At 45.0% G+C, this 12,366-nt stretch carries 9 protein-coding genes; all 9 read right to left on the minus strand.

Translation table 11 applies throughout. The features are described 5' to 3' along the window. Positions 1-40 precede the first annotated feature (40 nt). The 9 genes from D1151_RS00825 to pyrH all read right to left on the minus strand — a co-directional run bounded on the left by D1151_RS00825 (position 41) and on the right by pyrH (position 12,134). Entirely contained in the window at positions 41-2,074 is a 2,034-nt protein-coding gene (locus D1151_RS00825; RefSeq protein ID WP_161907589.1) for a DNRLRE domain-containing protein, read from the minus strand. 147 nt (positions 2,075-2,221) lie between these two features. Continuing rightward, entirely contained in the window at positions 2,222-6,055 is a 3,834-nt protein-coding gene (locus tag D1151_RS00830) for a PolC-type DNA polymerase III (protein WP_161907590.1), read from the minus strand. Then, the gene (gene ispG / locus D1151_RS00835; protein ID WP_161907591.1) at positions 6,056-7,108 is read right to left on the minus strand and encodes a flavodoxin-dependent (E)-4-hydroxy-3-methylbut-2-enyl-diphosphate synthase; all 1,053 of its coding nucleotides are present in this window, start codon (positions 7,106-7,108) and stop codon (positions 6,056-6,058) included. Further along, positions 7,105-8,103: an RIP metalloprotease RseP gene (gene rseP, locus D1151_RS00840; protein ID WP_161907592.1), complete on the minus strand. Its 999-nt coding sequence runs from the start codon at positions 8,101-8,103 to the stop codon at positions 7,105-7,107. Before rseP ends, ispG begins: the two co-directional genes overlap by 4 nt. Then, a complete protein-coding gene (locus D1151_RS00845) occupies positions 8,103-9,233 on the minus strand; it encodes a 1-deoxy-D-xylulose-5-phosphate reductoisomerase (protein ID WP_161907593.1) in 1,131 nt (376 codons plus the stop codon). Before D1151_RS00845 ends, rseP begins: the two co-directional genes overlap by 1 nt. Positions 9,234-9,277: 44 nt before the next feature. Further along, positions 9,278-10,066 (minus strand): phosphatidate cytidylyltransferase, encoded by a 789-nt coding sequence (locus D1151_RS00850; RefSeq protein ID WP_161907594.1) that lies wholly within the window; start codon positions 10,064-10,066, stop codon positions 9,278-9,280. A gap of 6 nt (positions 10,067-10,072) precedes the next feature. Continuing rightward, positions 10,073-10,801: an isoprenyl transferase gene (locus D1151_RS00855; protein WP_161907595.1), complete on the minus strand. Its 729-nt coding sequence runs from the start codon at positions 10,799-10,801 to the stop codon at positions 10,073-10,075. Between the two features lie 72 nt (positions 10,802-10,873). After that, positions 10,874-11,419 carry a ribosome recycling factor gene (gene frr, locus D1151_RS00860; RefSeq protein WP_160200791.1) on the minus strand — a complete coding sequence of 182 codons (546 nt, stop codon included), beginning with the start codon at positions 11,417-11,419 and terminating at the stop codon, positions 10,874-10,876. Between the two features lie 10 nt (positions 11,420-11,429). Beyond that, the gene (gene pyrH, locus D1151_RS00865; RefSeq protein WP_161907596.1) at positions 11,430-12,134 is read right to left on the minus strand and encodes a UMP kinase; all 705 of its coding nucleotides are present in this window, start codon (positions 12,132-12,134) and stop codon (positions 11,430-11,432) included. Between the last annotated feature and the right edge of the window lie 232 nt (positions 12,135-12,366).

Here is a 12,366-nt window from a genome sequence, read left to right on the forward strand (position 1 = left end):
CTCCCGACTTGGAAAGATACAGACTTTCAGGCGTCTTGTATCACTCTGGTACAGGATTGGTGCCCGGCCAGTCAAGGACATAGGTGATGTTTTCTTCTTTAAATTCTGTGGTAATATCGTCTTTGATTCCTGTCAGCTGCACCATCGGCTGCGGGTTGGTCCTCCATCCGGAAATGCTTGGTGATACACTTTCTACAATGTACGCGGATTCGACCGTTGGAGCCTCTTCATCCTGTATGCCGTTAATCTGTACAGGCCCTCGTGTATGGATTGTGCTCGATCCATTGTAGTAGTCCATTCTAAACTCAAGACGGTATGTACCGCTTTCAATGTCATCAGGAATCGGTATATCCATCGTAAATTTTCTGCCGGACTGGCTTGTTTCAATGGTTTCAAAGGCACCTGCCGGATTGACCGCCTGTCCTGTTTCTGTATTGACAAGACGATACTGGATACTTGTAATAGCGCCCGATAGAGGAGTTTGGTATATGATATTTATTTTCTCTCCTGCTTCATAGGCATCATTTAATAAGTTCCAAGTATCCATAACGCCGTCACCATCTCCAAAATACGTAACGGAAAGTTTTGGACGATAGGTGGTACTTGTGTATCTGCTGCCGTAAAATTCCGCATATGCAGTGCTGCTTTCCTGCGCATTTCGTAACATAATACCGTAATTGCTCGAACCAGTAGAAATATTTCTCGCAAAGAGGGTCAGATTAAAACGTCCCGCTCTTTTATCTACACCAGATGTTGTCATACTGGAGGTTCTGGTTGCGCCCACGGTCGGCTGTTTATTCCATGTGATGGTCTTTTTGTCCCAACTGCTGGTAACCTTATATGCTTCAATCGTTCTGCCGCTGTAACTGTCTGCATTTTCATATACGGAAAGTTCTGCGCTGTCTACAAGGGTGCCATTGATGACACTTTTCAGACTGAGAAAGTTGATGTAGGTTCTGTAAGTGCCGCCGGAGCCTTTGCCTACAGGCATACTCTGTCTTGCTGTGGTATAGTAATTAGTGGAGGCACTGCCGCTGTAAACATAAGCATCCCACAAACTTTCCCCGCTGCTGGTATTCGCCCAGGTGTTAGTCGGGTCGATGGTAACCGGATACTCACGTTCTTTTGCTTTCAAATATTTCTTGTCGATGGTTAGAGTCAGGATATATGTATCCGTTTCGTCCTCTTTTTCCTCGATGGTATATGCTAAATCCTCGCTGTAGGCTTCGCCTGTCGCATCGTTCATGTTTGGAGGCAGTATCTGGTTAACCAGTTCCTTGCTCTTCTTATCATAAAAACCAATGCTTCCATCAGCTTCTGATACTTCTGCCACAAGTCCCGGCGCGCTGATTTCAAACTGCAGTTCGTTTTTTGCTGGTCTTTTGGTCAGCACGATATTTTCTTTAATGCCGGTGTTTAGGGAGATATATTCTACGTAGGCAAGGGCTGTCTCGTCTTTGTAGGTGGCTTTGACGTTCTTTTTCTTCACCTTACCGTAGGCATCTTCAGTCTTTTCTTTTTCTTTCTTTACTTTTACCTTTTTTCCGAAAAAATCTTTATATGTTTTTTCGGTCGGTGCGATGGTAATCTGGTAGTCGTCTTTTTCCAGCAGAACCGGCGTCTCTTCCGACAACGCTTCAGGTATGTACTGATAGGAATCTCCTGCAGTATTTCTATATAGGTAGCCGCTTCTGTCCTGCTTCTCTTCGCTCTGCGCTAGGAAAGCACTGTCAAGCTCTATATATGCAGGGGCATAGTCTGTCAACTCTCCATTTTCATCTTTGAATCGCACATTTTCTGTGAAGAAGATACTGTACCGCTTCTTTCCTCCCAGGTCAAAGGTGGTGTAGTCTTCTCCGCTTTCTGAAAGGATTGCTTCGTCTTCTGTCACGTCTTCTGGATTCAGATAGGTGATTGCTTCGCTGCCTGTGTTTGCGCTTGTGCCAGCTCTTTCCTTCTGCTGATCGCTGTCATCTGCGAAGGCTGCTGCCGGAATAGCGCTTACAACGAGGCAAACACTTAGTAGGATGGCAATGGTTTTCTGAATTGGGTTACATGTTTTTCTTTGATTCATTGCTTTCTCTTCCTTTCTTTTTCGATATCTATATAAGCAAAAAGCCACATTGTCTAGGTGTGGCTTTCTGGTTATATTTGTATTATATATATTTATGGTTTTGTTTGCAAGTGTTTTTTTGCTTTTCTGAAAATTCTTTAGTAATTCTTAAAACAGTGACAACTGATCTGTTTCCGGCAGTCCTTCAAACACGCCATGAGTACGCAGCGCTTCCACCGCCGTTTTGTTCAGTTTAGAACGATTCACCGCTTCCTCAATGGTGTCAAACGGCTTTTCGGCATAGGCATCAGCAAAAGCTTTCGCCGCAGTATCCCCCACGCCTTCCAGCGCCACAAAGGGCAGCAGCACCTTTCCTTCGTCGGACCAGAACTTCAATGCATGGGATTTTCCAAGGCGTGCAGGCGCAAACTCGTAGCCTCTGGAATACATCTCATAGGCAACTTCCAGCACCAGAACATCCGCCTGCTCTTTGGCAGTAGCGTTGTTTCCCATGGCTTCAATCATCTCAATTCTGTCTAAAATAGCCTGTGGCCCTTTCATGATAGTATCTGCGTCAAAGTTTGCCACCGTACTGGTAAAGTGGGTCGCATAGAATTCCACCGGATAGTAAACCTTGTACCACGCCATACGGAAGGACATCATAACATAGGCTACCGCATGGGCACGCGGAAACATGTACTGGATTTTAATACAGGAATCGATATACCAGTCCGGCACACCATGCTCCTTCATCACCGCCAGCTGTTCTTCTTTCAGAGGTCTGTTTTTACGAACGTCCTCCATAATCTGGAAGGAGGTCTTATTCTCTATACCTTTCAGAATCAGATAGTTCATGATGTCGTCACGAGTAGAGATAACTTCTCTCATGGTTGCCGTGCCGCTTCTGATATAATCCTGTGCGTTGTTGAGCCATACATCCGTACCGTGAGAGAATCCAGAAATACGCACCAGATCCGCAAACTTATCCGGCTTAGTGTCATCCAGCATCTGCCGTACAAAGGCAGTACCAAATTCCGGAATCGCATAGGATCCATGGGTGTATTTGTAGTCCGGATTCTTGATGTTAAGCGCCTCGATGCCGTTAAAAATGGATAAAACCTTTCTATCTGTAAGGTCTGCTTTCATCGGGTCAATTCCGGTCATATCCTGCAGCTGACGAATCATGGATGGAATATTATGCCCCAGAATATCCAGCTTCAGCAGGTTCTCGTCAATCTTATGATAATCAAAATGCGTAGTAATGATGTCACTCTTCACATCGTTTGCCGGATGCTGCACCGGACAGAACTCGTAAATTTCGTGGTCGTCCGGCACGATAATAATACCGCCCGGATGCTGACCAGTGGTTCGCTTTACACCAGTACAGCCCTGAGTCAGCCTGTCCGCCTCGAATTTATTAATCTGCCGATGGAATTGATCGGCAAATTTCATCACATAGCCGTAGGCAGTTTTTTCTGCAACAGTACCTACAGTGCCTGCCTTAAACACGTTCTTCTCACCAAAGATTTCACCTACGTATTTATGTGCTGTCGCCTGATATTCCCCTGCAAAATTAAGGTCGATATCCGGCTCTTTGTCGCCGTTAAATCCAAGGAAAGTTGCAAATGGAATTGTATAGCCGTCCCTGTTCATCGGTGTGCCGCATTCCGGGCAGTCCATCTCCGGCATATCGATACCGCAATCATAAAGCTGCATATCGCCCCAAATCAATTTCTTACAGTTCGGGCAGATATAGTGAGGATCCAGAGGATTTACCTCAGTGATTCCCGCCATAGTCGCCGCAAAGGAAGACCCTACGGAACCTCGAGATCCGACCAGATAACCATCCTCCATGGACTTGTGCACCAGCATCTGCGCCGATACATACATGACCGCATAGCCGTTATCAATAATAGATGAAAGTTCTTTTTCCAAACGTTCAGCAATGATTGTATCCATATTCTCGCCGTAAATGCTGTGTGCCTTCTGCATGCAGGTTTCCCGCAAAGTTTCTTCCGCACCGGCAATCTTCGGAGGGAATTTTCCCTTTGGTACTGGCAGAATGCTGCCGTCAATCATGTCTGCGATGAGATTGGTATTTTCGATGACGACTTTGTATGCCGTCTCTTCACCAAGATAACGGAATTCTTCCATCATCTCATCGGTGGTTCTCATGTAAAGACCCTGCCCGTTTTCAGCATCCTTAAAGCCCATGCCGGCAAGGAGTATATTTCTGTAGATGGCGGACTCCGGTTCATCGTAGTGGGCGTCGGTGGTTGCAACTACCGGCTTTCCCATCTTTTCTCCCAAAGCCACAATCTGCCTGTTATGTTCACGCAGCTCTTCCTGACCGGAAACCATTCCCTGTTCAATCATAAACTGATTGTTAATCAGCGGCTGAATTTCCAGATAATCGTAAAAGCTTGCAATTTCTTCAATTTCTTCCTGGCTCTTACCGCCTGCTATAGCACGATACACCTCCCCGGCTTCGCAGGCAGAACCGATGATAAGTCCTTCTCTGTGCTCTGCGATAACTGATTTAGGAAGTCTGGGTCTTTTATAAAAATATTCCAGATGAGAATAAGAGACCAACTTGTAAATATTTTTCAGGCCCTCCTGGGTTTTCGCAAGCAGAATGATATGGTTAGTCGGATTCTTTTTATAATCAATAGAACCGTCCTCGTTATGGCAGTCTCTGTCGTCAAAGACGTAACCCTCCATACCGTAGATAATCTTGATGTCGACAGGGTTTTCTTTATCGCCTGCCAGCTTCTTTGCAGTCTTTGCGGCATCTGGAAAGCTCTGCACTACACCGTGGTCTGTAATGGCCACAGCCGGCTGTCCCCACGCAGCAGCAGTTTTAACAAGATTTGCTACTTCGTTTAATCCGTCCATAGCGCTCATCTTAGTATGCGCATGAAGTTCCACTCGCTTTCCGCCTTCGTAAGTATCCTTTCGTTTTTTCACCTTACCCTTATTGATATCCTTAATCATTACAGTCAGGCAGTTATCGTAGCGATCCCATTCAGTCTCACCGCGGACTTTAATAAAGTCTCCGCTTTTCAAAAGGCTGTCAATCTCTTCCCACTTATTATTAGAGCAGAAAGTCTTCAGACAAACAGAAGTCTTCTTATCAGTGATTAACAGCGTTACCAGTTTCTTCTCATTTCTGATTGGTCTAGCGTCTTTTTTGAAAAGGATTCCTTCTAAAATAACTGTACCTGTATCTGCCTCCAGTCCGGACATAGGAATTGCTTCACCAAAAATATCTTTTCCCATAATCCGGTTTCCTTCTGCCGGTGTTTCCTTCTCGCGGCGTTTAAAACCGCCGTTCTGACCGCCAAAGCCACTATTGCCTCCGCCATTTCCATTATTACCGCCAAAGCCACTACCTGCTGCAGGCTTTGCGCTCTCACTTTTATGCATCTGCGCTGCTTTTTTTGCTTCTTCAAGGGACGCTTTAATGTCAGATTCCTCCGATTCGATCCAACTTTCTGCAGCCTTCATGTAACTGTCTTCATCGTTAACAAAGGTCACATCTTTGTGAATTCCAAAGTGTTCAGCAAGAAGCTGCTTAAACTGGTAAGCAACCTTTTCATTGAGCTGCTCGGTTGCCAGTCTGCCCAGCGCATAGATTTGCAGTTTTTCTCCTTCACAGATAAACTTGCTGCTTTCGATAGATTTGGTGATCGCCGCATATTTCCCGTTGATAATTTCTATCATATGAGGAATGAACAGCGGAATAATTTCCTCCTCAGAAAGAATCACATTCTCGTAATTATACTTGAATTTAACATCTTTCAGCGCCTCAATCTGATGCAGAATCACGCCTTTAAGCTTCGCCATGGAAAGGCAGGGCATAATAAAATTGAGCCGGAGGCTAATGGTTAAAACTCCGGTCTCACTTTCGATGACTGCTTCTGTAATTTCGTATGTATACTGGCTTTTGTCATGTCCCGAAAGGACATCCCAATCTATGTTCTGTTCAATTAATGCTCTCATTTATACACTCGCTTTTTTCTTTATCATGTCAATTAATGCATCTACAATGTCGCATTCATTTACGGTTTTAATAACCTGTCCTTTTGCAAAAATGACACCTTTTCCATCGCCGCCGCACGCCCCGAAATCCGCCTCTCTGGCTTCACCCGGACCGTTGACGACGCAGCCCATGACAGCAACCTTCAGTGGACGCGAAACAGCAATTTCACTAAGGCGTTCTTCTACCTGCGCTGCAAGGCTCTGCAAATCGACTCTGGTTCTGCCGCAGGTCGGACAGGAAATCAGATCAATCTGCGGCGTTCTGATGCCAATGCTTTCCAATATTTCCCGGGCATAAACTACCTCTTCTACAGGATCTGCTGTCAAAGAAACCCGCATCGTATCACCGATACCAGCAAGCAGCAGCGCACCGATCCCCACTGCCGATTTTACCTTGCCGCGCTTCAGTGTGCCTGCCTCGGTAATGCCAATATGAATGGGATGCTCGGTTTTCTCAAAGACTAGTTTATGCGCTTCGTAGTTCATCCGAACATCAGATGATTTTAAGGAAAGCACTAAATTGTCATATCCCATATCTTCAATGAGCGCAGCATTTCTGAGGACGCTTTCGCACAGACCTTCTGCCGTAACGCCGCCGTTTTTCTCCAAAATATCTTTTTCAAGGGAACCGGAATTAACACCGATTCTGATCGGCACGTTCCGCTCTTTTGCTGCTGTTACGACCGCCCGAACTCTTTCGGTACTTCCGATATTTCCGGGATTAATTCTGATCTTGTCAGCGCCTTGCTCGATTGCCGCAATGGCAAGACGATAGTCGAAATGAATGTCTGCAACCAGAGGCACGGACACCTGTTTTTTCACCCGTCCAAAGACCTCTGCCGCTTCCATATCGGGCACAGCGATTCTGACGATTTCACAGCCTGCAGCTGTCAATCTGTCAATCTGCGCAAGCAATCCCCTTTCGTCTCTAGAATCCACATTGGTCATGGATTGAATGGAAATCGGTGCTCCGCCGCCAATTTTTATATTTCCGCAATAAACGCTTTTTCTCATGATATAAATAACCTCGTAATGTCATTCCACGTAACGAATATCATAAAACCGAAGAGCAGGATCATCCCTGCGCCGTGAATTTTTCCTTCTAAATTGTCGCTAATCATCTTTCCAGTAATCTTTCGAATGATGACGAAGATAATTCTTCCGCCGTCCAGCGCTGGAAGCGGCAGCATATTCATCAGTGCTAAGTTCAGGCTGATCAAAGCTACCAAATAGCCGAAATAAATCATACCGTAATTCTTTGTCTCACTGACAAGGGAAACAATACCCACTGGACCTGACAGTTCGTCTGTAGAAACTTCACCGGAAACCAGCTGTGCCAGCGCCGAGAACATCCCCTTTGTCATACTCCAGGTTCCCTTTGCACCGTTTGATACCGCAGCCAACGCATTATGACTCACCTTGGAAGTAACGCCAATGATATACCTGCCATCTTCCGTTTTCTCCGGTGTCATCTCAAAAGTCTTTTCTTCTCCATTCCGCTCCACCGTGATGGAAAGCCTGTCTTCACCGCTGCCGATTGCTGCAGCAATGTCATTCCATTTTTCAATAGGCGTACCGTTTACCGATAAAACCTTGTCTTCGGAAAGAAGACCTGCTTCATAGGCAGGCGTACCAGTTTGAACTTCATCGATAGTAGTAGTTGCTGTTCCAATATATCCCATCACAAGAGTCATTGCCAGAATTGCAATAAGCACATTCATAGCAGAGCCTGCAAGGAGTACCGAAATCTTTGCCCAGACCGGCTTGTTGTTAAACGCTCTGCTGCTTTCAGATTCCTCATTCTCGCCTTCCATCGCGCAGTATCCGCCGATCGGAATCAGTCTGATAGAATAAAGCGTCTCACCCTTTTGCCGCTGAAAAATCGCAGGTCCCATACCAAATGCAAACTCGTTGACTTTTACACCTACTGCTTTCGCCACAGTAAAATGCCCCAGCTCGTGTGGGAAAATCAACATAACAAACAATATCACTGCATAAATCACTGTCATCACAAAACCTCTTTACGAATTTCTTTATCAATATTTATAATCTCATTTAACCCTAAATTATATGTAGGCGTGTGATCATCTAGTATTTTTTGTATGTTTTTTTCGATGTCCAAAAAAGCAATCTGTCCTTTCAGGAACCTGTCCACCATAACCTCGTTGGCAGCATTGAGTACTACTGGATAGCTGCCGCCTGCTTTTGAGGCTTCATAAGCCAGATTAATACAGCCAAACACTTCTGTATCTGGCTCTTCAAAGGAAAGGTTTGCGCCTTCTTCGAAAAAGTTAATGCGTTTACCCGCATCGGGAATCCTCTGCGGATATCCCAGCGCCACGCTGATAGGAATCCTCATATCGGCAGAGCCCATCTGGGCAATGACAGAACCATCTTCAAACTCTACCGCCGAATGCATAATGCTCTGGGGATGAACCAGAATCTGAATATCAGAAAGCGGCACATCAAAGAGCCATTTTGCCTCGATGACCTCAAGACCTTTGTTCATCATGGTTGCAGAATCTATGGTAATCTTTTTCCCCATACTCCACTTGGGATGATGAAGCGCCTGCGCTAGTGTAACATCTGCCAATTGCTGACGGCTAAAGCCGCGAAAAGGTCCGCCTGAGGCAGTCAGCAGAATCTTTCTGATTTTCTTTCCCTGGTTGCCCTGTAAACACTGAAAAATTGCGCTGTGTTCGCTGTCTACAGGAAGCATTCTAGCGCCTTTTTCCTGTACTGCTTTCATTATCAGTTCACCGCCTGCAACCAGAGTTTCTTTATTGGCAAGGGCGATTTCCTTGCCTGATTGAATGGCGTGATAAGTAGGTACCAGACCGCGAATCCCCACCAGAGAATTTAGGAGAATCTGGCTGTCGTCCTCCGCTGCAGCCAGCAATCCCTTTTCTCCCCAAAGAAAGTCCACCTTTGGATAGGCTTTCGCCAAACGGCATGCATCTTGTTCCAGTTCAGTCACCGCCTGTTTTGGAGAAAACTTTTGAATCTGCTGTTCAAGAAGCTCTGTATTCTGACCGCAGGCTAGTGTTTCTATTTGAAATTGTTCCCGGTTCCTTCCGATGACATCCAGCGCCTGCGTGCCGATAGAACCGGTACTTCCCAAAATTGTAACTTTTTTCATCTATACTATAACTCCCCAAAAAGGTTAGAAACCTTGCATTTCATTTAGCCTAAAAGGATAAATTGAATGTAGTAATAAACTACCGGTGCGGTAAACAGCACGCTGTCAAAGCGATCCATAATACCACCGTGTCCCGGAATTAGATTCCCATAATCCTTGATCCCCATTTTTCTCTTATATGCTGAGGCGGTCAAATCACCGCACTGTGACAGTACGGCTCCGATCAAACCGATTACAAGACAGTGAAGCCAGATTCTCGGTATAACAAAATAGCCGAATAGACCGCAGCAAATTACACTGCCCAAGGTTCCTCCGATTGCACCCTCGATGGTTTTTTTCGGACTCAGCACCGGACAGAGTTTATGCTTGCCAAAGAGATATCCGCTGAAATAGGCGAAGATATCCGTACAAAAAGCTGATAAAAGCACCAGCCAAATCAAAATAGAATATTCGCCGCTTCTGTCTACCAATACCACATGATAAGAGAAAAATACTACGTAGATGATCCCAAGCATAGTTGCCATTCCATCTTCAATTTTCCTCTGATCGATCTTAAAGATATAAATGGAGCTTGCCATAATGCACGCTGCCAGCCAGCCGGTCAAGTACATTTGCGGCTCGGGTGTCAGTCCATGAATCAGATACAGCACCACCATCGCACAGTAAGCAATTTTTTCTGAGGGATGAATATCCATGGCTTTAAAACCGTTAAAAAACTCTCTGACACCAATCAAGCCCACCAGAATACATGCGGCAGCAAGCCAATAGCCCCCCAAATATACTACAGCTAAAAGTGGCACCATACAGAGCCCTGAAATCACTCTTGTCTTCATAAATACTTACTTCCTTCCTCCGAATCTCCTATCGCGATTCTGGTATGCTTCGATAAGCCTCTCGTATTCTGCTGGCGAAAAATCCGGCCAGAATACATCGGTAAAGGCAAATTCGCTGTAGGCGCTTTGCCACAGCATGAAATTGGAAAGCCTCTCTTCTCCGCTAGTCCTTATAATCAAATCCGGATCAGGGATATTGCCGTTTTCGTCACCGGTATAAAGATATCTGCTGATTAGTTCCTCTGTAATTTCTGTTTCTTCGTCTAAAGCGCCTTTGCGTATGTCCTCATAAATACGTCTTACCGCTCTGACAATTTCTGCCCTGCTTCCATAGTTGAGGGCTATATTAAACTGAAGACCTGTATTGTTTGCCGTCGTCTCCAGTGATTTTTCAAGTCTTTCTACTGCAATTTTCGGAATAACACTGTAGTCTCCCAAAACCTTGACTTTCACATTATTTTCGTGAAGTTCGGAAAGTTCACTGTCCACGTATTTAACTAGAAGTTTGAAAATACCACCCACTTCTTCTTTAGAGCGCTTCCAGTTTTCTGTGGAAAAAGCATAAACCGTCAAATATTTTACTCCCAGTACAGAAGATGCTTTGACAATTTCTTTCATTGCCAGCATGCCTGCGTTGTGTCCTGCCAAACGAGGCAGCCCTTTCTTCTTTGCCCATCTGCCGTTTCCATCCATAATGATAGCAACGTGAGCCGGAATTCTGTTCTGATCTATCATGTTTCCCTCATAACTTGGGGGCTATCTCAATGTATGAAACAGCCCCGCATTTTATAAAATCTCTTTCATATTTTAGATCTCTAAAATTTCTTTGTCCTTTGCTGCCACAACCTCATCGATGTCTTTTACAGCCTTTTCGATGGTCTTCTGCACAATGTCCAGTTCTTTCTTCAGATCGTCCTCTGTCAGTTCTCCGTCTTTTTGCTGTTTCTTCAGGCTGTCGTTAGCTTCTCTTCTCAGATTTCTAACTGCAACTTTAGCATCTTCTCCCATTTTCTTGGTAGTCTTAGTCAGTTCTTTTCTTCTTTCTTCTGTCAGCTGCGGAATGGTCAGTCTGATACATTTTCCATCGTTAGACGGCGTAATACCGATTTCTGCCATATTGATTGCCTTTTCAATGTCACCGATGGACTTTGGATCAAAAGGTGCAATCATCAGGGTTCTTGGATCCGGTACAGAGATATTGGAAAGATTCTTAAGCGGTGTCGGGCTTCCGTAATAATCCACTGATACCTTATCTAATAATGCAGGGTTTGCTCTGCCTGCTCTGACTGTGTTCAAATCCTCTTTTAGAACTGCAATACTCTTTGCAATTCTTTCTTCTAAACTTTTACTCATTTGGTTCCTCCTATTTGATAATCGTGCCGATTTTTTCGCCATAAACTGCGCGCAGGACATTTCCCTCTTCAGAAATGCCGAACACATGAATGGCAATGTGATTGTCTTTGCACAAAGTTGCGGCTGTCAAATCCATGACTTTCAGGTCCTTCTCCAAAACTTCCATGTGGGTCAGTTCATCGTATTTAACCGCATCCGGATTGGTGTTCGGATCGTCCGAATACACTGCGTCCACATTCTTTGCCAGTAAAATTACATCCGCATCTATTTCCACAGCTCGAAGAGCTGCGGCTGTATCGGTGGAAAAGAACGGGTTTCCTGTTCCTGCACCGAAAATAACAATATCCTTGTGTTCCAGCTGACTGATTGCTTTTCTTCTGGCATATGGTTCAGCAATCTCTCTCATCTCAATTGCAGTCTGCACCTTAGCCTTGACGCCTACTGCAAGAAGTGCATCCTGCAGTGCTAAAGAGTTCATTACCGTCGCCAGCATACCCATATAATCTGCTGTTGCACGATCCATATCTTTGCTGGTTCTTCCTCTCCAGAAATTGCCTCCGCCCACAACGATGGCAACTTCCACGCCGAGATCATGGATTTCCTTGACTTGTCTTGCGACTTTCTGCGTCATCGCCTCATTGATTCCGAATTTGTCACTGCCGGCAAGCGCTTCTCCACTAATCTTCAGAAGAACACGTTTATATTTTGGTTCCATTCTATGCTCCTTTGATTTGTTTGCTCTGTGAGGTTATTCTAACATGACGACTCCTCTAAAAATAGAATCGCAAGTCATGCTTCAATGTTCTCTCAAGCGCCAAAATCTTCGATTTTGTTTGCGCTGTGAGGTTATTATAGCATGACGACTCCTTTAAGAATAAAATCGTTAGTCATGCTTCAATGATTCCTTCCTTGCGGCAACGCCGCTTTGAGATTATGGAATCATTATA

It is taken from the genome of Emergencia sp. 1XD21-10 (assembly GCF_009936045.1).
GTDB lineage: Bacteria > Bacillota > Clostridia > Peptostreptococcales > Anaerovoracaceae > Senimuribacter > Senimuribacter intestinalis.

Bases quoted from the DNA above. Each gene is read 5' to 3' on its own strand.
- D1151_RS00825 (WP_161907589.1), bottom strand. From the start codon at position 2,074: ATGAATCAAAGAAAAACATGTAACCCAATTCAGAAAACCATTGCCATC.
- D1151_RS00830 (WP_161907590.1), bottom strand. From the start codon at position 6,055: ATGAGAGCATTAATTGAACAGAACATAGATTGGGATGTCCTTTCGGGA.
- ispG (WP_161907591.1), bottom strand. From the start codon at position 7,108: ATGAGAAAAAGCGTTTATTGCGGAAATATAAAAATTGGCGGCGGAGCA.
- rseP (WP_161907592.1), bottom strand. From the start codon at position 8,103: ATGACAGTGATTTATGCAGTGATATTGTTTGTTATGTTGATTTTCCCA.
- D1151_RS00845 (WP_161907593.1), bottom strand. From the start codon at position 9,233: ATGAAAAAAGTTACAATTTTGGGAAGTACCGGTTCTATCGGCACGCAG.
- D1151_RS00850 (WP_161907594.1), bottom strand. From the start codon at position 10,066: ATGAAGACAAGAGTGATTTCAGGGCTCTGTATGGTGCCACTTTTAGCT.
- D1151_RS00855 (WP_161907595.1), bottom strand. From the start codon at position 10,801: ATGATAGATCAGAACAGAATTCCGGCTCACGTTGCTATCATTATGGAT.
- frr (WP_160200791.1), bottom strand. From the start codon at position 11,419: ATGAGTAAAAGTTTAGAAGAAAGAATTGCAAAGAGTATTGCAGTTCTA.
- pyrH (WP_161907596.1), bottom strand. From the start codon at position 12,134: ATGGAACCAAAATATAAACGTGTTCTTCTGAAGATTAGTGGAGAAGCG.